This window comes from Leuconostoc mesenteroides subsp. mesenteroides ATCC 8293, assembly GCF_000014445.1.
GTDB lineage: Bacteria > Bacillota > Bacilli > Lactobacillales > Lactobacillaceae > Leuconostoc > Leuconostoc mesenteroides.
In genome coordinates this window covers 585,292-606,530 of the sequence record NC_008531.1, presented here as the reverse complement: position 1 = coordinate 606,530, position 21,239 = coordinate 585,292, and the positions used below count along the sequence as shown (strand labels likewise).

Annotated in this window: 21 protein-coding genes and 1 tRNA gene; 7 read left to right on the top strand and 15 right to left on the bottom strand. The window is 37.4% G+C overall.

Annotation, left to right across the window (positions count from 1 at the left end; genetic code table 11):
* Window positions 1-21: 21 nt before the first annotated feature.
* The 4 genes from LEUM_RS03115 to leuS form a co-directional block, all read right to left on the bottom strand.
* On the bottom strand, window positions 22-936 hold the full coding sequence (locus LEUM_RS03115) for a hypothetical protein (RefSeq protein WP_011679448.1): 915 nt from the start codon (window positions 934-936) through the stop codon (window positions 22-24).
* Between the two features lies 1 nt (window position 937).
* Entirely contained in the window at window positions 938-1,786 is an 849-nt protein-coding gene (locus LEUM_RS03110) for a hypothetical protein (RefSeq protein WP_011679447.1), read from the bottom strand.
* A gap of 134 nt (window positions 1,787-1,920) precedes the next feature.
* Window positions 1,921-3,864 (bottom strand): putative polysaccharide biosynthesis protein, encoded by a 1,944-nt coding sequence (locus LEUM_RS03105; RefSeq protein WP_011679446.1) that lies wholly within the window; start codon window positions 3,862-3,864, stop codon window positions 1,921-1,923.
* A gap of 95 nt (window positions 3,865-3,959) precedes the next feature.
* Window positions 3,960-6,386 (bottom strand): leucine--tRNA ligase, encoded by a 2,427-nt coding sequence (gene leuS, locus LEUM_RS03100; protein WP_011679445.1) that lies wholly within the window; start codon window positions 6,384-6,386, stop codon window positions 3,960-3,962.
* A 340-nt stretch (window positions 6,387-6,726) separates the two neighbouring features.
* On the opposite strand from leuS, the gene LEUM_RS03095 reads away from it, so the two are divergent.
* From LEUM_RS03095 to LEUM_RS03085, 3 genes are read left to right on the top strand one after another with little or no spacing between them, the layout of a single operon-like run.
* Window positions 6,727-7,380: a phosphatase PAP2 family protein gene (locus LEUM_RS03095; RefSeq protein ID WP_010290697.1), complete on the top strand. Its 654-nt coding sequence runs from the start codon at window positions 6,727-6,729 to the stop codon at window positions 7,378-7,380.
* Entirely contained in the window at window positions 7,364-7,885 is a 522-nt protein-coding gene (locus LEUM_RS03090) for a hypothetical protein (RefSeq protein ID WP_011679444.1), read from the top strand. Before LEUM_RS03095 ends, LEUM_RS03090 begins: the two co-directional genes overlap by 17 nt.
* 2 nt (window positions 7,886-7,887) lie before the next feature.
* Complete coding sequence (locus LEUM_RS03085; protein WP_041775263.1) at window positions 7,888-8,637, top strand: peptidylprolyl isomerase; 750 nt, start codon at window positions 7,888-7,890, stop codon at window positions 8,635-8,637.
* A 37-nt stretch (window positions 8,638-8,674) separates the two neighbouring features.
* Here LEUM_RS03085 and LEUM_RS03080 read toward each other — a convergent pair whose 3' ends face one another.
* The 3 genes from LEUM_RS03080 to LEUM_RS03070 all read right to left on the bottom strand — a co-directional run bounded on the left by LEUM_RS03080 (window position 8,675) and on the right by LEUM_RS03070 (window position 10,623).
* On the bottom strand, window positions 8,675-9,115 hold the full coding sequence (locus LEUM_RS03080; RefSeq protein ID WP_011679442.1) for a universal stress protein: 441 nt from the start codon (window positions 9,113-9,115) through the stop codon (window positions 8,675-8,677).
* Between the two features lie 74 nt (window positions 9,116-9,189).
* Window positions 9,190-9,879 (bottom strand): ribose-5-phosphate isomerase RpiA, encoded by a 690-nt coding sequence (gene rpiA, locus LEUM_RS03075; protein ID WP_011679441.1) that lies wholly within the window; start codon window positions 9,877-9,879, stop codon window positions 9,190-9,192.
* 9 nt (window positions 9,880-9,888) lie between these two features.
* The gene (locus tag LEUM_RS03070; protein WP_011679440.1) at window positions 9,889-10,623 is read right to left on the bottom strand and encodes an amino acid ABC transporter ATP-binding protein; all 735 of its coding nucleotides are present in this window, start codon (window positions 10,621-10,623) and stop codon (window positions 9,889-9,891) included.
* Between the two features lie 137 nt (window positions 10,624-10,760).
* Between LEUM_RS03070 and LEUM_RS10905 the strand changes: the two genes are divergently transcribed.
* Entirely contained in the window at window positions 10,761-10,895 is a 135-nt protein-coding gene (locus LEUM_RS10905) for a hypothetical protein (RefSeq protein WP_010692185.1), read from the top strand.
* A gap of 44 nt (window positions 10,896-10,939) precedes the next feature.
* Here LEUM_RS10905 and tuf read toward each other — a convergent pair whose 3' ends face one another.
* From tuf to LEUM_RS03055, 3 genes are all read right to left on the bottom strand, one after another.
* Window positions 10,940-12,127, bottom strand: a complete 1,188-nt coding sequence (gene tuf, locus LEUM_RS03065; RefSeq protein WP_011679439.1) for an elongation factor Tu — start codon at window positions 12,125-12,127, stop codon at window positions 10,940-10,942.
* 163 nt (window positions 12,128-12,290) lie between these two features.
* Entirely contained in the window at window positions 12,291-13,214 is a 924-nt protein-coding gene (locus LEUM_RS03060; protein ID WP_011679438.1) for a hypothetical protein, read from the bottom strand.
* 105 nt (window positions 13,215-13,319) lie between these two features.
* Window positions 13,320-15,149 carry a ribonuclease J gene (locus LEUM_RS03055; protein ID WP_011679437.1) on the bottom strand — a complete coding sequence of 610 codons (1,830 nt, stop codon included), beginning with the start codon at window positions 15,147-15,149 and terminating at the stop codon, window positions 13,320-13,322.
* A 286-nt stretch (window positions 15,150-15,435) separates the two neighbouring features.
* Here LEUM_RS03055 and LEUM_RS03050 point away from each other — a divergent pair, with 286 nt between their 5' ends.
* Window positions 15,436-16,092, top strand: a complete 657-nt coding sequence (locus LEUM_RS03050; protein WP_011679436.1) for a hypothetical protein — start codon at window positions 15,436-15,438, stop codon at window positions 16,090-16,092.
* 37 nt (window positions 16,093-16,129) lie between these two features.
* Here LEUM_RS03050 and LEUM_RS03045 read toward each other — a convergent pair whose 3' ends face one another.
* Window positions 16,130-16,744: an ECF transporter S component gene (locus tag LEUM_RS03045; protein WP_004164419.1), complete on the bottom strand. Its 615-nt coding sequence runs from the start codon at window positions 16,742-16,744 to the stop codon at window positions 16,130-16,132.
* A gap of 107 nt (window positions 16,745-16,851) precedes the next feature.
* Between LEUM_RS03045 and LEUM_RS03040 the strand changes: the two genes are divergently transcribed.
* Window positions 16,852-16,924 (top strand) — tRNA-Arg (locus LEUM_RS03040).
* 32 nt (window positions 16,925-16,956) lie between these two features.
* On the opposite strand, the gene LEUM_RS03035 is transcribed toward LEUM_RS03040, so the two are convergent.
* The 3 genes from LEUM_RS03035 to LEUM_RS03025 all read right to left on the bottom strand — a co-directional run bounded on the left by LEUM_RS03035 (window position 16,957) and on the right by LEUM_RS03025 (window position 19,875).
* Window positions 16,957-17,571: an ECF transporter S component gene (locus LEUM_RS03035; protein WP_011679435.1), complete on the bottom strand. Its 615-nt coding sequence runs from the start codon at window positions 17,569-17,571 to the stop codon at window positions 16,957-16,959.
* A 105-nt stretch (window positions 17,572-17,676) separates the two neighbouring features.
* Window positions 17,677-18,339: an ABC transporter ATP-binding protein gene (locus tag LEUM_RS03030; RefSeq protein ID WP_011679434.1), complete on the bottom strand. Its 663-nt coding sequence runs from the start codon at window positions 18,337-18,339 to the stop codon at window positions 17,677-17,679.
* A gap of 60 nt (window positions 18,340-18,399) precedes the next feature.
* The gene (locus tag LEUM_RS03025) at window positions 18,400-19,875 is read right to left on the bottom strand and encodes an ABC transporter permease (RefSeq protein WP_011679433.1); all 1,476 of its coding nucleotides are present in this window, start codon (window positions 19,873-19,875) and stop codon (window positions 18,400-18,402) included.
* A gap of 171 nt (window positions 19,876-20,046) precedes the next feature.
* On the opposite strand from LEUM_RS03025, the gene mscL reads away from it, so the two are divergent.
* Window positions 20,047-20,430, top strand: a complete 384-nt coding sequence (mscL, locus tag LEUM_RS03020; protein WP_011679432.1) for a large-conductance mechanosensitive channel protein MscL — start codon at window positions 20,047-20,049, stop codon at window positions 20,428-20,430.
* Between the two features lie 33 nt (window positions 20,431-20,463).
* Here the strand turns inward: mscL and LEUM_RS03015 are convergent, their stop codons facing one another.
* Entirely contained in the window at window positions 20,464-21,096 is a 633-nt protein-coding gene (locus LEUM_RS03015) for a deoxynucleoside kinase (protein ID WP_004164424.1), read from the bottom strand.
* Between the last annotated feature and the right edge of the window lie 143 nt (window positions 21,097-21,239).

Here is a 21,239-nt window from a genome sequence, read left to right as displayed (position 1 = left end):
TAATCGACGCCAGTTTGGGCTTTAATCCACAAAAACTGCACGTTTGTCCTTCAGACCAACTTCATTAAACCATTTTTCATACCAGTTGGCAAAAAAAGGTAATTGTTGAAACAGTGTATAAATTGTAACACGTTTATTATTATCAATGATATCATATTGCCAGACCGCGTGCTCTTGTTGGTCACGGTACTGAATAATCTCTAATGATACAGATCCTATTTTTAATACCGCTCCGTCTTTATCATTTTGTAATAACGTTAAGACAAAGTTTTGCTTTGCCGCCTCAACAAACAAACTATCAAGTATTTCAGCTGACAAATCCTTTTGCTGCATCATCAAATTTTGAGTATCTGTCATATCAAGTCCGACAATATCAATAGAATACTCGTTATCTTTTAGAAGATAGCTAATTGCTGTCAAGCGCTTTTGAAAAATAGTTAATGCCTCAACACCAGCGATTTGAATGGCTTCTGTTTGCACTAACTTCATGAAATGCACAGTGTCTAAGTAAAAACGTTTATTTACAATATCCCAGTATGCAACGCGTAAATTTTGAGATATTTCTTCTAAATAATAACCTCCTGCAGCTAAAGGTGCCTTGGTAAATTGGAAAGCCGCGTTTGGAAATTCTTCAAAATGGAGTTCAGCCACTTTTTGCATCTTTGGTAAAATGACTTGCGTATGCGATAGCGAGGTCATTTTAGCTAAGTTTGAGAAAGCCACAGCAATCCAATGTGTATTGGGGTACCAGTGTTCACTCGCTACACGCATAATTTCTGATTTATGAACGTCAAAAGCCAATATTTTTTTGGTAATATCCAATATTTCAGCAGTCTGATTGGCTTCAGAAAGTGCTTCAATTAACACTTGCCACCGTTGAAACACTTCTAAGTCTTTCTTCAATTGTTGTGAATAGTTATAAGTATCAAAATTCATATCATTTCTTCTGCAATAGTGTTTTCAAGTAGTCAACATAAAGGTGATCTACTTTTTGAATGAAAGCGTCAATGTCATCAAAATGTGACAATATTTCTTCGATTTCTAGGTGACGTAAAGCGTCATCTTTTTCCAATTGAAGCATTTCGGATTCGTGTTCAGCTAACTTAGCTTTTACTTCAGGAACTCTTTGCTGCGAGGCCAACAACAAATCACGTTTATTTTCTAATTCTTCCCGGGCCTTTTTATCAGTACGCCCTAGCAGTCCAGATTTATTTTCTTTTAGTTGAGCTAACTGATCATTTAAAACTTGCACTTCTAAATTCCGTTTAGTTTCATCGTCCAAAAAAGTTTGTAAGCCATTCGTAATTTGTTTTATTTCACGAATTTGAATATCATTGATATTTGCACCAGTTGGCAATTTAATTGTTTCTTGCCATTCACTGACTATTTTTTTATTAATTGTTAACGTGAGCGACAACACGTCTAAGATTGCAAATTGGCGGTGATCCCACCAAGTGCCAATATACACTTGATAAATTGATGGTTCATCGCTGGTTGCCACAAAATCAAAAAAACTAAACTGTTGTTTTAAATATTTCAATAATTCAGGTGCTAAGAAAATTGCCAGATTATCATGAATGTCAGTAACCATTTGGGCGAGTAAGGCATTAGAATCTGCATGAGGACGTTGGCGAATTTGCTCGTTAAATTTTTTGGAGTCAAGTAATTCATATACTTGGGGCACCTGTTGGTTCATTACAGCAGACTGTAATTGTCCGAGGTACATAATTTTACTATCGAGCCGATTGATTAATTCTGGCTGCAACACAGTTTGAGAATCTGTCATTGTTTTGCCTCCGCTAAAAGCTTAATTTAAAACCTAATTTTAGCATACCCTATATAATCCTCAAAAAGTACTATCTTAAGAATTTTTTATTGTCTTTATAGGTGTTATTTATCATAAAAAAAAACGATGAAAAATCATCGTTTTGGTTGCAGTATTTTAGGAATATAACGCATTCTTCGGCCTAATAACTCATCTCCCAAGCCCATTCGCAAATACGTTATGATTAACAAAGCGCCACCAATCAAGACCGCACTAAAAGTTGTCACAGTAACCGAGAACTTTGTATCCATTGGGAAAATAAAGTTGTCCATAGCAAAGACGATAATATAGGCAACAATAGCCATTAGGGCTGAAGCCATAAACATTTGCCATAGTTCTTTACCAATCATACTAAATGAAACACCATAAACCTTTTGCAAAAAGTCCAACATATAGAGAATTGAAATGAACATGCCAATCACGCTCGTCATCAAAGCACCCATACCTTCAAAATAGCGTATCAATGGAATCTGCAAAACGATTTTAATGATAATGCCAACAAAGAATGCTTTCATAACAATTTTAACTTCTGAAAGAGCTTGTAATACAAATGCAAGCAACATGAACAAACTAAATACCAATGCCAAGATTGTTGAGTATTGTAGCATGTAAATACCTTCTTGGTTTGAGGCCTCAATTGGATAGAACATTTTATACAAAGGTTCTGCAATTGCATACATTCCCAAAACACTAGGCAACATAATCAAAGAGAACAACTTCAATACCTGCTTTAATTGATCTTGAATCGTTTCATAAGTTAACGCAGCTTTACTACCTGATAACATTGGTAACGCTGTCGCCGCTATACTAGTTGAAAATGGCACAATAATCATTATGAGCTTATTGGGATTTGCACTAAAGAGTGAAAATTTTTCCAACAAATCCGATTTAGAAACGGAAAAAAAGTGATTCATTATGCTAAAGAATGAATACTGATCGACAGCTTGAAACAGTGTTATAGCAGAGCCAATAATGATAAATGGCCATGATTCTTTCAAAATATTTAGCACTAAACTGAGTGTTCTAGCCTTTTCGTGTTTTACAGAGTGAAGCACTGGTCGGGACAATATATGACGATACTTCACCCATCCCCACATTAATACCAACATACTAAAAATGGCACCAATAAATGCTGCAAAAGTTGATTGCACAACTACACCAGTCCAATTATCTGGGTCAGCTTTTAACACAATAACTGCCATTACTAGCATGTAAATAACCCGAGCAATTTGTTCTACAACCTGTGACATGGCTGATATACTCATTAATTGATGCCCTTGAAATAAGCCACGGATCATTGACATTAAAGGAAAAATAGCTACCGCCGGTGCTAAGGAATGAAGTACTGGAATAACATCAGCATTATTATTGGATAAAGCGGGAGCAGCAAAGTACAAAATCAAACCAAACACTATGCCTAGTACAATACCCAAGGCCATAGATTGCCTTGTTAACTGCCTTGATCTGTAGACATCGTTTTTAGCTGCCAATTCCGCGACTACTTTTGAAATGGCTGCAGGAATACCAAATGTGGCTATCGCTAAAAAGATTGCATAGATGGTATATCCTTGGTTAAATAAGCCGTTCGCTCTTGTACCGTAGCTACCAAGCATGGCCATCCACGGAATTAAGTATACAACGCCTAATACGCGTGAAACCATGTTTCCAACGGACAACCACGCTGAACCTTTAATTAATGTTGCTTGATTGCTTTCTTTTGTCGTTGGTTGTTTCTCTAGAGAGCTATCAGCAGTAGATAGTTGTTCTGGAACCTGCAAATTAGGTTTCTTTTTTATAATTTTTTGCCGTGCACGAATATTTTTCTCTTTAATAGCCAAAATTTCTTGTTCTGTTGGCTGAGGCATAGTAGCATGGCTACGTGACTTCCGTGTCGTTTTTGGTCCCAGATTACGTTTTTCTTGTAAGTGCCGTCCTGCCAATGCTAGAATTTCATCAGCCGTTAACGTTTTACCGTCAACATCTGTTTTATCAACGCGACTATTACCGTTGAATTTTTCTGGACGTTGATCATTCGTCATGTTTGAGACCTCATTTTTAATTATGTACCCCGCAAAAGCGGGATTATTGCTTTTCTTCAACTAGCAATAAAGTATAAATTTGTTAATTCGATATCTTAACCTACCACAATATTAACAAACTTACCAGGAATAGCAATTATTTTGCGAATTTCCTTACCAGAAATAAAGTTCTGGACATTTTCATCAGCCTTAGCATAGTCGAGCATAGCATCTTTATCAATGTTACGAGCAACAGTGGCTTTACCACGCACTTTACCATTCACTTGGAAAATAATTTCCACACTATCTTCAACAAGCTGACTTTCATCATAAGTTGGCCATGAAACGTAACTAATATCCTCTTCATGTCCAAGTTTTGACCATAGTTCTTCAGCTAAGTGTGGTGCAATCGGCGCCAACATTTGAACAAAACCATCCATATACTGGACAGGTAAAGCTTCTGATTTATATGCTTCATTAACAAAAACCATTAATTGAGAAATAGCTGTGTTAAATCGCATATTCTCCAAATCTTCCGAAACTTTTTTAACTGTTTGATGATAGATTTTATCTAAGTCCCCTTTGTTGACCGTTGTTACATGGTCACGTAACTTATCTTCCTCATCAACTAGCAGACGCCATACACGATCCAACCAACGACGCGATCCGGAAACGCCATCTTCAGACCAAGGCTTGCTTTGTGTCAATGGCCCCATGAACATTTCATATACACGTAATGTATCTGCGCCATAATTGTTAACAATTTCATCAGGATTAACAACATTCCCCTTAGATTTAGACATTTTCTCGTGGTTTTCACCTAAGATCATGCCTTGGTTAACTAATTTTTGGAATGGCTCTTTAGTTGGTACAACACCTAAGTCATATAAGAACTTGTGCCAAAAACGTGCATACAATAAATGCAAAACAGCGTGTTCTGCACCACCTACGTACAAATCAACATTCATCCAGTACTTTAACTTTTCAGGATCAGCCAATGCCTCTGAATTATGCGGATCAACATAACGTAGGAAATACCATGATGAACCAGCCCACTGCGGCATAGTATTGGTCTCACGACGCCCCTTAACACCATCTTTACGAGTAACATTTAGCCAATCAGTAGCATTAGCTAATGGTGATTCTCCCGTTCCAGAAGGTTTTAATTGTTCTTGTGTCATTTCTGGTAGACGCAATGGCAATTCTGATTCAGGAACGAGGGTTTGTGTACCATCTTCCCAATGAATAACTGGAATAGGTTCACCCCAATAACGTTGACGTGAAAAGATCCAATCACGCAAGCGATAGTTAATTTGTTGATGACCAGCATTATGTTCTTCCAACCAACTAATAGCTTTATCGATGGCTTCTTGCTTATTTAACCCATCTAAGAAGCCAGAATTAATATGCGTACCATCGTCAGTGTAAGCAGCTTCTTCAACATTGCCACCTTCAATAACAGCTTTAATTGGTAAATTGAACTTTTTAGCAAATTCCCAATCACGATCATCGTGTGCTGGAACAGCCATGATAGCACCAGTACCGTAAGAAGACAAAACATAGTCAGCAATCCAAATAGGTAACTTCTCACCATTGATTGGATTAGTAGCATAAGCACCTGTAAAGGCTCCGGTCTTATCTTTGTTCAAATCTGTTCGTTCCAAATCAGATTTAGTTTCTACCTCTTTTTTATAGTTGGCAATGGCTTCTTTTTGCTCTAGCGTAGTGATTTCATCTACCAGTTCATGTTCTGGTGATAGAACCATATACTGGGCACCAAACAACGTATCTGGTCGTGTGGTATAAACTTCAATTTGTTTGTCTGAATCTGCAATATTGAAGAATACAGAAGCACCAATTGACTTCCCAATCCAGTGACGTTGTTGTTCCTTAATAGCTTCTGGCCAATCTAAATCTTCCAAATCTTCAAGTAAACGATCGGCATAAGCTGTAATGCGCAAAACCCATTGTTTCATTGGCTTGCGGTAAACTGGATAACCACCACGTTCTGTCTTACCATCAATGACTTCTTCGTTGGCAACAACAATACCCCCACCTGGAAAATCTGGAGCCCAGTTAACCATGATTTCATCTTCGTAGGCTAAGCCTTTTTCGTATAACTTTTCAAAAATCCATTGTGACCACTTATAATATTCAGGATCAGTTGTATTGATTTCACGCGACCAATCAATTGAAAAGCCAAGTGACTTAATTTGATTTTTAAACACTTGGACATTTTTGTTGGTGAAGCCTGCTGGATTATTACCTGTTTTAATTGCGTATTGTTCCGCAGGTAATCCAAATGCGTCCCATCCCATTGGATGCAAAACATTGAAACCTTTAGCACGCTTATAACGACTCATAATATCAGTCGCTGTATACCCCTCGGGATGCCCAACATGTAATCCTTGTCCAGAAGGATAGGGGAACATATCCATAACGTAGTACTTTTCTTTTTCTGATTTATCAGGAGCCCTAAACGTCTCGTGTTCATCCCAATATTTTTGCCACTTGGCTTCAATAGATTTGTGATCGTATGCCATAAATTTTTCCTTTTATCATTTATTTATTCTCTTTAGTGATGCATGGACGCTCCGTTGAAACAAAAAAGCCCCATATCACACCAAAAAGGCATGACACGGGGCGAAACTTAATTTTCGCGGTACCACCCATGTTCACGTATTGCTACGTCTTATTTATCTTAACGCGACAAAACGTTGCCAGCTACTTAGTTTCACTAGCAATTTAATCAACTGAGTTCCGAACTTTGTTTGGTAAGTTTCCAGCGCCACTTACTCTCTGATACCCCGCCATACGTAATAGTGTTGAACAATAATGCTATTATTATAACACAAATTACTATAATCAGGTATAATTGAATGCATGACTATTCAACAAAAGAAACAAAGATTAAGTACAGTATTGGCGACTATACTCTTTGGTATAATGACGTTTGGCGTTCTGATGAGTCCCAACTGGTTTCGCCAATTTGATATATTTTTCCAACAGTTGATCCAACATCGTGGTACCTTTACTACTTTATTTTTTACTTATATTACACAGGCTGGCAATATGACTGCAATTATTGTAGTATCAGTAATTGTTAGTATTTTTCTGGCCTATAAACATTGTTATCGCGAACTTTTATTTTTGTCCGTTAATATCATATTCTCAGCTGGAATCATTACACAAGTGCTCAAACACATGATTACTCGTGTCAGGCCACAACCACAACTTATTCAAGAGAGTGGCTACAGCTTTCCCTCTGGTCATTCTATGGCCGCAATTTTATTATATGGTTCATTAATTATTTTGATCAATTATCACCTAAAGCCAAGTTTATTCAAAACTGCCAGTGTAATTGTTCTAACTAGTTTAATTATCATTATTCCAATCAGCAGAGTGTATGTTAACGTGCATTATCCAAGTGATATTCTTGCTGGTTTATCACTTGGTTACGTGTTACTTTTTATTTCGAAGTATTTTATTTTTGATCTTAAATCACCTACAGGAGTTCTTCATGATTCTCACAAGTAATACTTTCACACATCAATTAATTGAACAAACAGTCAAAATTAACGATATAGTTCTCGATGGCACGACGGCAAATGGTATCAATACCAGATTTTTAGCTACGAGAGTTGGGAATGCTGGAAAAGTGCTTAGCTATGCGACAACCAAGGACAATGCCAATGCTGCCGCTGCTTCACTTTTCATGAGTGGCTTGTCAGATCGTGTAACCTTGCTGGGGAAAACATTGGATGACCAATTCATCAATGAACTTGGTTCACAAAACCAAATTAGTGTCGCCATTTTCGATTATTCTGATGACGCTAAAAATGTTAACGATCGACCAGCTAATTACCTACAACAAATTTCATACGTCTTACCGCGGCTAACCCACGGGGGTTTACTCATTGTTAAATTTGAGCAAGTACCTGAAGCATGGCATGAATATAAAAATAATCTACTTGAGGCCGACTATTCACAAGCCAGTTATATTACAAGGTTCGTCCAAACGGATGTTATTGAAAGGATTTAATGATGAAAAAATTTTTGCCGCATATTATTATGGGAATCATATTAATCATTAGCATTGTTGGCATTTTACTGATGACACAGCAAAAAACAGCTAGTACAAAAAAAGATCCTCAACTAGATAAAGTTGCCCTCCCTCAACTAACAACTAAAATTGCTAAAAACGAGAGTAAACTCATCATGAAGACAACTTATGGTGACATCACCATAAAACTCTTCAATAAATACACACCACTAGCTGTTGAAAATTTCATTACTCACGCCAAAAATGGTTACTATAACAACACATCATTTCATCGTGTTATTAATAATTTTATGATTCAAGGTGGTGATCCAACAGGTACAGGTAGTGGTGGGCAATCAATTTGGAAAGGTAAAGACAAGAATATCGATAGTGGTAACGGATTTAAAAATGAAATTAGTACCTCACTATACAATATTCGTGGCGCTGTTTCAATGGCAAATGCAGGTACAGACACTAATGCTAGTCAGTTCTTCATTGTCCAAAACCCAGAAGATGTTTCAAGTGGCGTCAACCCCAATATTTACCCGACAAAAATTGTCAATGCTTATAAAAAAGGCGGCTATCCTAGTTTGGATGGTAATTACACTGTATTTGGTCAAGTCATTGATGGCATGGCGGTAGTAGATAAAATAGCCAACGCTAAAGTTAGCGCAACTTCAAGTGGTGAAAAATCAAAGCCGGCTAATCCCGTAAAGATTACAAATATTGAAATTATAAAAGAAGCACAATAAAAAAACAGGTAGTGTATGCTACCTGTTTTTTTGAGCTTCATTTTTCAAACGTCCGCATAATCAAAACATCTACTTTAGAAACCTGTGTTACGAAGGATGGTACCGTACCTGCCATCGCTCTTTGTAAACGGCTCAGCCCGGTTTCACCAATCACAATTAAATCATTATGGTGGTCCTTCGGGAAATCACGTGCAATCACGCGCTTTGGTGAACCAAAACGTACATGAATATCGACATCATTATGCCCCAATGACTTAGCGTAATCAAAAGATTCATTAATAGCCTTTTCTGCAGTTTGTTCCATTTGGTAAACCACGTCTTCATTCATTGCGATCGAACCAAAATAACCACCACCTGTGGTATCCACTACTGTCAAAATATCAATGTGTGAATCAGGAGCAAACGCAACAACTTTTTTTATCAATGTGTTTGAAACTTCTGAACCATCAATTGCAACCAAAATGTTATTATATGCCATACGCCTATCCCTCTTATTTCTTAATAACTACATTATAACGCTATTAAAAAAATAATGTAAGCGCTTTTAATACATTACATTTCTTTCTGTAAATTATTCATGATCCGATAGCCTTCGTCCTGTCCAATAATAACTTGATCCGCAACATTTAGAAATAGCCCATGCTCAACGATACCAATCTGTCCATCTAAATAACGCCCTAGTTCAAACGGCTGATCAATTTGTTCTAAATCTAGATCAACAATATAGTGTCCTAAGTCCGTTACTAGCGGTTGCTGATGGTTGTCTAGACGTAATTTGGGGTGCAAATGACGCTCTTTTAGTTCAGCTATTAGTTTACCACTGCCAAATGCTACTACTTCTACTGGCAAAGGAAATTGTCCCAGTTTACTATGCAGCTTCTGTTCGTCAATAATCCAAATCACACGTCTAGAATATCTCGCCACAATTTTTTCCATTAAGAAAGCTGCTCCACCACCTTTGATGCCATTTAAATGCTGATCAACCTCATCCGCACCATCAATTGTTAAATCTATCATTGGTACTAAGTCAATATCACGAATCGGAATACCAAGTTCTTCCGCACATCTGGCAGTCTTTGTTGAGGTGGTCACGCCAATAATAGTCATTTTTTCATCTTGAATACGTTTAGCTAATGCCTCTAAAAAGTATGCTATCGTAGAACCTGTTCCAAGACCAACAACCATTCCATCTTCTATTAGTGTGGCGGCAAATTCACCGGCATGTTTCTTTTGCTTGTTCATCTTTTTGTTTTACAACACTTTTTCTAAGAATTCTTGTGCCCGCTTTGTCTTTGGCTTATCAAAGAATGATTGTGGTGTAGCAATCTCTTGTATGCCACCGTCAGCCATAAACCATACAGTATCCGCTACTTCACGTGCAAACCCCATCTCATGCGTTACAACAATCATGGTCATTCCATCTTCTGCCAACTGCTTCATCACGCCTAATACCTCACCTACCATTTCTGGATCTAAGGCACTTGTCGGCTCATCAAAGAGCAATACATCAGGAGACATTGCCAGAGCACGTGCAATCGCTACACGTTGTTTCTGCCCTCCTGAGAGACTGTCTGGATAAACAGTTCCTTTATCGGCTAGGCCAACTTGAGCAAGTAGCTTTTCAGCAGTTTTTGTTGCTTCCTTGTCGCTAATATTTTTAACTTTTACCGGTGCTAATTTAATGTTCTCAATCACAGACAAATTTGGAAACAAATTAAAGCTTTGAAACACCATACCCATTTTTTCACGTAACTGATCCAACTCTTTTTCAGACAGATTTGTTAAATCCTGATCCTCAAAATTCACCTTACCACTAGTTGGTGCATCTAACATATTAATGGCGCGCAAAAAAGTAGATTTGCCTGCGCCAGAAGGACCAATAACAGAGATAACCTCTCCTTTTTGCACAGCGACATTTACATTATCAAAAATTATTTTTTCACCAAATTGTTTTTTCAAGTTTTTTATATTCAATAACTCAGTCATTATTAATCTCCATTTCTAATGTTAATTACTATTATACAGTGTTATAATTTATATGCATCTGTTATTCGTATTAAACTGAATACATTGTATAATATTGCATAAAACTAACTTTAATAAACTATATATGGAGACTATTAATGGCTAAAATTGTAAATCGTGAAGAAAAAGTATCAAATTCATTCGAAGATCTCATTTCATTACCAACTAGTGAAAGTAATGACGAAACTCGAAAAGCAGCACTAGGTCATGATAAAGACGAAAAGAAGAAATAAAAAAAACACGCTTACGCGTGTTTTTTTGAAGACTAATAACATTATTAGTCTTCGATATCAGTAACTGTTCCAGCACCAACAGTGTGGCCACCTTCACGAACAGTAAACTTCAACCCTTGTTCGATGGCAACTGGTGAGATCAATTCGATTTCGAATGTCACTTGGTCACCAGGCATAACCATTTCAACACCGGCTGGCAATTCAACAACACCTGTAACATCAGTTGTGTGGAAGTAGAATTGTGGACGGTAGTTAGTGAAGAATGGTGTATGACGACCACCTTCTTCCTTTGTCAAGACATAAACTTCAGCCTTGAACTTCTTGTGTGTCTTAATTGAACCTGGCTTTGCCAAAACTTGACCACGTTCAATGTTGCTACGATCAACACCACGCAACAATGCACCAATGTTATCACCCGCTTGAGCTTCTTCCAAAGTCTTACGGAACATTTCGATACCTGTAACAGTAGTCTTTTGAACTTCGTCCTTCAAACCAACGATTTCAATTTCAGTTCCTGTAGTCAATACACCACGGTCGACACGACCAGAAGCAACTGTACCACGACCAGTGATTGTGAAGACATCTTCGACAGGCATCAAGAATGGCTTGTCTGTTTCACGTGCTGGTTCTGGAATGTATGAATCAACAGTATCCATCAATTCTTCGATAACCTTAACTTGTTCAGGATCACCTTCCAAAGCCTTCAAAGCTGAACCCTTAAGTACAGGAATATCGTCACCAGGGAAGTCATATTCTGACAACAATTCACGAACTTCCATTTCAACCAATTCAACTAATTCTTCATCATCAACCAAATCAGTCTTGTTCAAGAAGACAACCAAGTAGTCAACACCAACTTGACGTGCCAACAAGATGTGTTCACGTGTTTGTGGCATAGGACCATCAGTTGCAGCAACAACCAAGATAGCACCATCCATTTGGGCAGCACCAGTGATCATGTTTTTAACGTAATCCGCGTGACCTGGGGCATCAATGTGGGCATAGTGACGCTTCTCTGTTTCATATTCGATATGAGAAGTGTTAATTGTGATACCACGTTCTTTTTCTTCAGGCGCGTTATCGATTTCAGCAAAATCAGTAGCATCAACACCTTGCTTTTCAGCCAATACCTTTGAGATAGCGGCAGTCAAAGTCGTCTTTCCGTGATCGACGTGTCCAATAGTACCAATGTTAACGTGGGGCTTAGTGCGAACGTAAGTTTCCTTAGCCAATGTAGTTTCCTCCAAAATTCATTTTTCAATATTATGAAAAATGTTTATAAATATATTTTACAACGCAAGCCGTCAAAAGACAACAAATAACTTGCATTTTTCCGGCTTTTGAAGCCAGAAATTATTATACCGACTTATTAAGAAAATGTAAACCGTTTTGAACTTAATTTTCAAAAAAGCTTTCAGTCAACGCATTTATTTTTTCATGCCATTGTCGTTGATTTTCTGGCTCATCTGGTTTAGAGCGACCATAATAATGTGCGATACTGTTATCAACCCATTTTTCAATATCAGTTATTGCGATATCAACTCGTGGGTATAGCAATGTTAGCTCAATGCGCATTTGATGAGCCAACATTTCTAAGGCAATGGGGTCTTCTTGCCCTAATCTGCTTTCAAGTGTTGCTGCTGCAGCTTCAAAAACTGCTGAACTAGTTAATGGCATTACATCACTGAGCTGTATCGTATAAATTTCATCATCAAGCCAGCGGTACTTAACTACCCCATCAATCTGTAGTTTTTGCAGATCTTCTAATAAAGTTGCGCGGATAATGGGTAATGCGTACGGATCCACAAGGAGAAATTTAGCACCAACAACAAACTGTGCTACTGGTAAATGTCGCGCAGATTCGTAGCGATCACGTTGTGCTAGTAAATCATAATCACTCATATGATAAAACTGACGCGCAACAGTATCAAGTGTTGCTTTCATATTCTCTTGCGCCCGTTCCTCAGCCTGTCTAATTTCCTTTAGAACTTCATCAACGACGTCTAAATCATCCCAAAGTACAGCCAATTGTTGTGCATAAACAAAATTTTGATTTTGAACTGCAAGCGCTACAATCATTCGAAAATTAGATTCATCATCTAAATATTCTAATAGAAAGTCATCCGCATAAGATGAAGCAAGTTGATATTGCTCATCCATAAATAACGCCGTTACTAGACGATAATTAACTTTGAATGTTTGCATCTTTTCGTAGAGTGTGGCTAACGTTTCAGCAGCATCATGCCAATTTTTTTGTTTTGTCTCAATATTGGCTCGATCAATTAATTCTTGATTTTCTGGTGTTATATTTTCATCCATAATTTATTGTGCTCAAACAATATCCAAATCATGCAGTATATCATTAAAACACATGCCCTCCTTTCAAATATTCAAAAGCCCAACTCAATCGAGTTGGGACTTTTATTATTCAGTAGTTTTACTTTGTACGTTCTTTTTTGCTGGACGGCGAACCTTTTTTTTATTGCTATTAGGTGTTGCCAGTTTCTTTTGTGCTGGTTTTTTGCTTGCTTGAGCACCAGATTGTGTCGGCGTTGTTTTATGGTTATTTGGTCTGCGATTTTGGTTAACTTCCATAACTACAGGCATAACCATAGGTCGGCGTCTTGTTTGCTCAAATAAGAAACGTGACAATACATCGCGAACACCGGCTTTTAGCTCATTCCAATCAAAACTTTTATTGTTAGTTAAATAATCTTCAATCTGTTTAACGGTTAAATCAGAAGCTTCTTTCATTAAATCACGATTTGCTTTAACATAAACAAATCCACGTGATGTTAACTTTGGTTTTGATACAACTTGACGTTTTTTACGATCAATTGTCACAACAGAAACAAAAACACCATCTTCAGACAAAATACGACGATCACGCAAGACCACGTTACCAATATCGCCAATACCGGATCCATCAATCAACGTTTCACCAATAGCAAAAGAATCTTTTAACTCAAATTGGCCGTCAATTAACTTAAATTGATCCCCCTTCATTGCCATCAAAATATGATCTTCAGGTAAATTAACCTCTTCAGCAGCATCTTTAGCTGCTGACATCACACGATACTCTCCTTGAATAGGCATAAAGTACGCTGGTTGCATGATGTTAAGCATCATTTGTAAATCATTTCGTGATGCATGACCACTAGAACGCATATCAGTGCTAATCTGCTTCACATCAGCACCTTGCTTGAAAATCATATCGCGTGTTTTTGCTACAACACTTTCCATGGCTGTAGAAGGTGTTGTGGTAATAAACACAAGATCATCTGAGCCAATCTTAATGTGAGCGTCTTCGCCATTTGCCATGCGGTTCAAATGCTTAATTGGTTCCCCCATGCGGCCTGTTTCTAAAATAACCGTTTCATGGGCAACTAAACTCTTCATATTTTTTAAACTGACGAATAGTTGACTTTCTGGCAAAGGTAACTGCAACTTTTTTAATTTGATAGCTGTCCGTACAACATTTTCGATATCATTTCCTGATAAGACAAGCTTACGTTTTGTCGCAGCAGTGGCATCAATAATTTGCTGAATTCTTTGAATATTCGAAGCAACGGCCGCTACAATAATGCGCTTTTTTTTGTTGTCACGGAACGTTTCTAATATATAATCGCCAATCTTTGATTCATTAACTGAATCAGCTCCACCCTCTGTACCAGCAGCATCAGCCAATAAAGCCAATACTTTCCTCTGACCAACTTCTACTAAACGAGGAATATCAGTACGATAGTAACTTTCTGCTGTTTGATCAAACTTAAAATCGCCAGTATACACAACTTGGCCATATTCAGTACCAATTACAATACCTAGTGATTCTGGAATTGAATGTGTGGTATTAAAGAAGGATACTTTAACATTACCAAAGTCAATTTCACTTTTTTCATTAATAATGTGGTAATCATTATAATCTTTTAGTGCCGGCTGATCTTTTATTGCTAGCTTAGCTAATTCAATTGTTAGTTCGGATCCAAAAATCGGTACATTGACTTGCTGCAAAAAATACGGCAAAGCACCAATTGCATCCGCGTGTCCGTGTGACAAGAAAACGCCCGCAATTTTTTCAGTATTCTTAATCAAATATTCAAAATCCGGCACCACTACATCTACACCAAGCTGGTCTGTTTCTGGATACTTTAATCCTGCGTCCAATATAAAAATCTCGTCATTAACTGTGACGGCATACATGTTTTTCCCATTTTCGCGGACTCCGCCAAAGGGAATAATACTTAAATCTGTCATTAATCTTTCCTTTATAAACGTGCGATTAACTAGATGTTTTAGGTATCACCATAGTCTACACACTTTTTTTATTCGTATATTTATGAATAACAGGAGCCTACTGGTCTAAAACACTGAGGTCTTCCTTGTTGCTTGTCTCGATACGTAATGTTTCTATTTTAGCATACTTTTCAACTCTTTTCTGGTATTATTGAAACAGCGTGTTAATAATAGAATAGTATCTGTTAAGATGACAGATAAAAATTAATAAACAGCATGTCTATAGATGAAAGGAACAAGATACCTCATGCAACGTCATCCATTCAAACCATCACACAAAGTTCGCAATGCCATTATAATAATTATTATTTTTGTTGCAGTAGTGGTGATGGGATTTGTAATTGTTGGTCACCAATCTGACAACAAAAAAGCAACTTCTTCAAGCAAAGTTTCTCATAGCTCATCGACATCTTCAAGCAAAAAGAAGGCAAAAAAAGCAAGTACCTCTTCAGATACATCAAACAGTACTTCAGCAGAAGAATCCACTTCAGTTATAAGTTCTTCCACAAGCGTGGCTGCAGCTCCATCTGTTGCTAGTAGCGAAGTTTCCCAAGTCTTAAGCAGTGCTACCCAAGATGCGACGCAGACACCAGTACAAGATAACAGCAATACATCTAGTGTTAGCGATAGTTCTTCCTCATCAAGTGCCGCTTCTTCAAGTACAACTACATTTGGAAACTGGTCTTTAGCAACTTATAATGAAGTTGCCCTTGGTTCAGCCACCTATGATCAAATTCGTGCTACTTACGGTAACCCTACTTACTTAACCGCAGATCAAAAATATGCTTATGCTACTTGGCAAAGCCAAAGTGGTACAAAAGTCTCTATCGTCTTTACACCTAGCGGTGACAGCAATAATGTTCAACTCATTGCAAGTAACAAAACCCAATCAGGTTTACAATAAAAAAGACATCTTAACTGATGTCTTTTTTATTATGCTGCTACCCTTTTATCCCAGCTCTTTCAGCAATGGGAACCAAAACATTACCAATGGCAGCTACTAAAATGATTCCAGTAATAATTTCAAAAATACTGTTAAACGACACGATGCCTATGAGCCAGCCTAGTAAATTATGATTAGGTATGCCGGTAAAATTCGTGCGCATCACCGTAAAACCGATGACAGTAAGCAAGACCACTCCAACTGTATTAATCAAAGCGGCTAGTCCGCCCAAGAATCCCAATCCAAGCGTACGGAAACCAAAATTTTTGTTGCGCAACCACTTATTAAACGCCATACCAATTATTAGACCTACCAAAATACGAGGTATAAACGCCGTAAAAGGATTTTGAAACATTAATGAACCGATAGACCCCGGTGTCGACCAAGCTTGCCATAAAGTTAACAATCCCCAAAAGCCACCAATAAAGGCACCCCGACGTGCGCCTAGAAGAATTGCAGCGATAGCTACGGTAAACTGTATGATTGTTGGTTGTGCGCCCACAATAACAGCACCGAGCGGTATATATCCAAGCCAAGGAATCAGTACTTGTAATAAGATAATTGCCATAAAGAAGGTTGTAATCACCAAATATTTCGTCTTATTGTTGCTCATTATATTTACTCCTATTGTGTATTCCACGCCTATATCATATCATAGAGCAACATTATTCATTTAACATTTGTTTTTGTCACCAAATATCGGTATAATTTATGAGTACTGCGTCTATAGTTCAACGGGATAGAACAAGAACCTCCTAAGTTTTAGCTCCCAGTTCGAGTCTGGGTGGACGCATCAGAAAAGGGTGCCGATTTGGCACCCTTTTTCTATCCTATTATATTCGCTCGTTCGGCTATTGGTAATAATACACTACCAATTATACTGACTAGAATAAATCCTACAATCATTTCAAACAAGGCATTAAATGATACAATGCTAATCAGCCAAGCTAAGATATTGTGCGTTGGTACACCCGTGAAGTTAGTATGCATAATGGTAAAACCTAACGTGGTTAGCAAAACAACCCCTACTGTGTTGATTAAAGCTGCGGTTGTACCTAATACCCCTAACCCAACCGTCCGAATCGCTGTAGACTGGTTTCGTAGTAGCTTATTAAAGAGATAGCCAATAATCAAACCAACTAAAACACGTGGAATAATGGCAGTCAAAGGATTTTGAAACATTAAAGAACCTATCGTTCCTGGATGAGTGATGGCATTTGCAAATGATAATAATCCCCACCAGCAGCCAACAATTGCGCCATATTTTGGACCTAAAATAATGCTAGCAATGGCAACGGTAAATTGAATAATCGTCACTGAAGCGCCAACAATAAATGCCCCAAGGGGTAATAACCCAAGCCAAGGAACAAAAATTTGTAAAAATACAATTGCGATAAAAAGTGTCGTTATTACGAAATAACGTGTTTTTTGATTGATCATTATAGACTCCCCAATAATTGCATATGCCCTAAACTATATAGATACATCATTAATTTGTCAATAAAAAAAGCACTAACTTTTGATGATAGCGCTCTTTGTTGATTGTTATTCTACAATTGTGAACTGACGATTTTTCAAACTAATTTGCACATCGGCTGCTTGAGCCACATTGGGTTCGTGTGTAACCAAAATAACTGTTTTACCAACTTCATGTGCCAGTTCTTGGAAAATTTTGATAACTTCTTGTGTATTTTCCTCATCCAGATTACCTGTTGGCTCATCAGCAATAACTATTTTAGCATCCACAGCCAAAGCTCGTGCAATGGCCACTCGTTGTTGCTGACCACCTGACAACTGCTGAACATTTTTATCTGCCAACGTACGGTTAATACCAAGCTTCTCTAAGGTTGCATAAATATAATCCTTGTCGCCAGTATGCTTTGATTTGGTCATCGACAACGCTGATGATACATTTTGTGCGGCCGTCATATAATTTAAGAGATTATATGATTGGAAAATGATTGCAACCTTTTGATTCCGGTATTTGGTTAATCCATACTTACTAATGTTCTCACCATCTAGCGTAATCGTCCCTTCTGATGGTGTGTCTAAACCTGCTAAAAAACTAAGCAGTGTTGTTTTACCAGAACCAGATTGTCCGACTATACTATACAATGTTTTCGGTTCAAATGACATATTAATATGTTCATATAGTGGCTTTTCCTGTGCATTATATTGATGTGTTAAATCTTTTATTGCCAATGTCATTAATAATTCTCCTTCTGATTAGCCATTAAGGCGCATGAATAATTTTGCAATAGTTTTACTTTATTCATTTGACAAAATCTTTTTTGGCTTTAAGCGGAAAATTGGTGTTGATCCAGCGACGACAGCAATCGCAATGATTCCCAAACCTAAGCCACCAAGTTCAGCCATTGACTTTGCGCTAATCTTTGTTTTTAGGTTGCTTACTTGACTGCCACTAGCTGTCATACTAGTTTGACCACTTCTACCAGCGCCAGAAGGTGCTGATCCACCGCCGCCACCTGATTGTTGTCCACCACCGCCACCAAACCCAGCGCCGGTGCTAGTTGATTGCGTAGCAGTAGTTTGTTGTGAAACAAGTTGCTTCCCTACCGCACTTCCTACAAAGTTTCCAGCAACTCCTGCAATCACTAGAGACAATACTAATACCGCAAATAATTCTGAGAAAAGTTGAAGCACAATTTTAAATTTACTTTCTCCTAATGCCATCAAGACACCAATCTCATGACGACGTTCACGAATCATCAAAACGGTAATTAATGCCAAAATAATCGTACCAGCAATACCAACAATCCAAACAATCTTATTGGCAAAACTTTGAACATTCTTCATAGGCTTCATCAACAAAGCATAAGTTTCCGAGCTAGATGTCAAACTGAAACTGCTTGAAATTAGCTTTTTAGCTTGCTTTGTAAATGCCTTTTCTTTAGATGAATCTGTTAATGTGTAAACAACACTTGTTACAGATGTTGTGTCACCATTAACTGTTCCTGCAAATGTATAACTTGTATAGATTGTATTTGATGGATCACTCATATTTGGTCCACCTTGACTTGATGATGATGTCTTTGCTTTGTAAATACCCACAACATTTAATGTATAAGTTTTTGCATCATCGTCTGTTGTTTTAACCTTAATGGTGCTACCAACTTTTAAGCTGTTGCTTGTTGCCAATTCACTTTCGATCACAACATTATTAGTATTTTTATCGGCGGCGGTAATACCGCGACCTGATGTGATTTTATAACTTTTTGATTTGAAGTTAGTTTCGGCAGCTGTTGTTGACACACCACTAATTGTTATATCACCGCTGTTTGATGAACCACCGAATCCACCTTGACCACCGCCGCCACTTGATGAGGATGTTGTAACCGCTGAAAAGCCACTAGCATTTACTGAAGCACTATTACTATATTGATAACCAGCCACATTACTCAAAGCAGAAATTTTTTCAGCCGTTTTAATTTTTACACTTGGCATTGTAATGGCAGCCGGTGCTGCATTAGACGATGAGCTACTTGATGAAGACGAACTGCTTTGACTTTTGCGCATTGAGGCAAAAGCTTTTTCACGGTCTGCACTTAAAGTAACCGTCGTACCTGCCGAATTTTTAGCGCTATTCGTTGCTTGAATAGCAGCGCTTTGTATGATGATACCTGCCAATACAAATATCATAATGGCACTCATTACCAGTGTAATCAACGCTGTACGCCCTATTTTTTGCCGTAAATAGAGCCCAGCCCGTTTGATAAAATCCATAATAATGCTCCTTAACATTTCTTAATATTGGTAATTTAGCACTTCTAAATTAAATTCAAATCAATTAAACGAAAATTAAAGTATCATAGTATTCGTTTTTTTGGCAAAAATCTGCATTTATTGTATAATTTAATCAAGAATAATTTTAAAGAGAATAGAGGAGCAAACTTAATGTTATCGGAATTCAAAGCTTTTATTATGCGAGGAAATGTACTTGACTTGGCAGTTGGTGTCATTATTGGTGGCGCCTTTACTGGATTAGTTAAATCATTAACAACTAACTTAATCGGTCCAATCATTGCATTTGCAACTGGCGGAACAACAGACTTAGACCAATTGCAGCTTGTCATTACAAAAACGTTAACATTTAAATATGGTGCTTTCTTAAATGACGTAATTAATTTTTTGATTACTGCTTTCGTTGTATTCCTGATTGTTAAGTTTATTAACCGCTTGTTTAAAGCTAACAAACAAGAAGAAGCAAAAGCTAATCCTGAATTAGAGATTTTAACAGAAATCCGTGACTTGTTAGATGCTGAGAAAAAGGCTCAATAAAAAAGAAGTTCAAATTTGAACTTCTTTTTTTATTTATCGAATAGCCTTTAGTGCATCATCAATTTGTTCCAAAATAATCTTTTGGTTATCTGCTTGCTCAAGATCATAAGTCTGCAAATCGATTTTAATTTTTGGAGATGCATCATAAGCATCGAACCAATCACGATAGGCTGACCACATTTTATAATAATAGGCTCTTAAACCTTCATTATTATCAAATTGTTCATAATCACGACCACGCTTTTTAATACGGTATAAAATGGTTTCAAAATCAGTTTCAGCGTATACCATCAAATCAGGAGCTTTTTTAGGCATTTTTTGTAGTTCAACCATCATATTATCTAATAGGCTGGTATAAACGTCCATCTCAGAGTCAGAGATATTACCATCTTTGTGGTTTTCTTCTGTAAACAAAGCATCTTCATAAATTGAACGATCAAGCACATTATTATCATCCGCCAACGCTTGCTTAATCATGTCGAAACGACGATTTAAAAAGTATATTTGCAACAAGAAACCATATTGCTTTGGATCAGAGTAATAAAGCGGTAAAACGGGATTATCGCCTACCGGTTCATAAAATGCTTTCGTATTCATATGCTTTGCAATCAAACTTGTGAGTGTTGTTTTACCAACACCGATCATACCCGCAGTAATAATCACCATGACAACCTTCTTCCTGATGTTTTCATTATTTTGACTTGAAAATTAGTTTAAATCAGCCATTTTCAAGTAATCGCTGGTGAGCGACTTTTGTCATATCTGATTAATCCTCGCAAAATATTCAGAGGTATTTTCAGTATTTCAGA

Excerpts from the sequence above, each read along its gene's own strand:
- LEUM_RS03115 (WP_011679448.1), bottom strand. The coding sequence starts at position 936 with ATGAATTTTGATACTTATAACTATTCACAACAATTGAAGAAAGACTTA.
- LEUM_RS03110 (WP_011679447.1), bottom strand. The coding sequence starts at position 1,786 with ATGACAGATTCTCAAACTGTGTTGCAGCCAGAATTAATCAATCGGCTC.
- LEUM_RS03105 (WP_011679446.1), bottom strand. The coding sequence starts at position 3,864 with ATGACGAATGATCAACGTCCAGAAAAATTCAACGGTAATAGTCGCGTT.
- leuS (WP_011679445.1), bottom strand. The coding sequence starts at position 6,386 with ATGGCATACGATCACAAATCTATTGAAGCCAAGTGGCAAAAATATTGG.
- LEUM_RS03095 (WP_010290697.1), top strand. The coding sequence starts at position 6,727 with ATGACTATTCAACAAAAGAAACAAAGATTAAGTACAGTATTGGCGACT.
- LEUM_RS03090 (WP_011679444.1), top strand. The coding sequence starts at position 7,364 with ATGATTCTCACAAGTAATACTTTCACACATCAATTAATTGAACAAACA.
- LEUM_RS03085 (WP_041775263.1), top strand. The coding sequence starts at position 7,888 with ATGAAAAAATTTTTGCCGCATATTATTATGGGAATCATATTAATCATT.
- LEUM_RS03080 (WP_011679442.1), bottom strand. The coding sequence starts at position 9,115 with ATGGCATATAATAACATTTTGGTTGCAATTGATGGTTCAGAAGTTTCA.
- rpiA (WP_011679441.1), bottom strand. The coding sequence starts at position 9,879 with ATGAACAAGCAAAAGAAACATGCCGGTGAATTTGCCGCCACACTAATA.
- LEUM_RS03070 (WP_011679440.1), bottom strand. The coding sequence starts at position 10,623 with ATGACTGAGTTATTGAATATAAAAAACTTGAAAAAACAATTTGGTGAA.
- LEUM_RS10905 (WP_010692185.1), top strand. The coding sequence starts at position 10,761 with ATGGCTAAAATTGTAAATCGTGAAGAAAAAGTATCAAATTCATTCGAA.
- LEUM_RS03060 (WP_011679438.1), bottom strand. The coding sequence starts at position 13,214 with ATGGATGAAAATATAACACCAGAAAATCAAGAATTAATTGATCGAGCC.
- LEUM_RS03055 (WP_011679437.1), bottom strand. The coding sequence starts at position 15,149 with ATGACAGATTTAAGTATTATTCCCTTTGGCGGAGTCCGCGAAAATGGG.
- LEUM_RS03050 (WP_011679436.1), top strand. The coding sequence starts at position 15,436 with ATGCAACGTCATCCATTCAAACCATCACACAAAGTTCGCAATGCCATT.
- LEUM_RS03045 (WP_004164419.1), bottom strand. The coding sequence starts at position 16,744 with ATGAGCAACAATAAGACGAAATATTTGGTGATTACAACCTTCTTTATG.
- LEUM_RS03035 (WP_011679435.1), bottom strand. The coding sequence starts at position 17,571 with ATGATCAATCAAAAAACACGTTATTTCGTAATAACGACACTTTTTATC.
- LEUM_RS03030 (WP_011679434.1), bottom strand. The coding sequence starts at position 18,339 with ATGACATTGGCAATAAAAGATTTAACACATCAATATAATGCACAGGAA.
- LEUM_RS03025 (WP_011679433.1), bottom strand. The coding sequence starts at position 19,875 with ATGGATTTTATCAAACGGGCTGGGCTCTATTTACGGCAAAAAATAGGG.
- mscL (WP_011679432.1), top strand. The coding sequence starts at position 20,047 with ATGTTATCGGAATTCAAAGCTTTTATTATGCGAGGAAATGTACTTGAC.
- LEUM_RS03015 (WP_004164424.1), bottom strand. The coding sequence starts at position 21,096 with ATGGTGATTATTACTGCGGGTATGATCGGTGTTGGTAAAACAACACTC.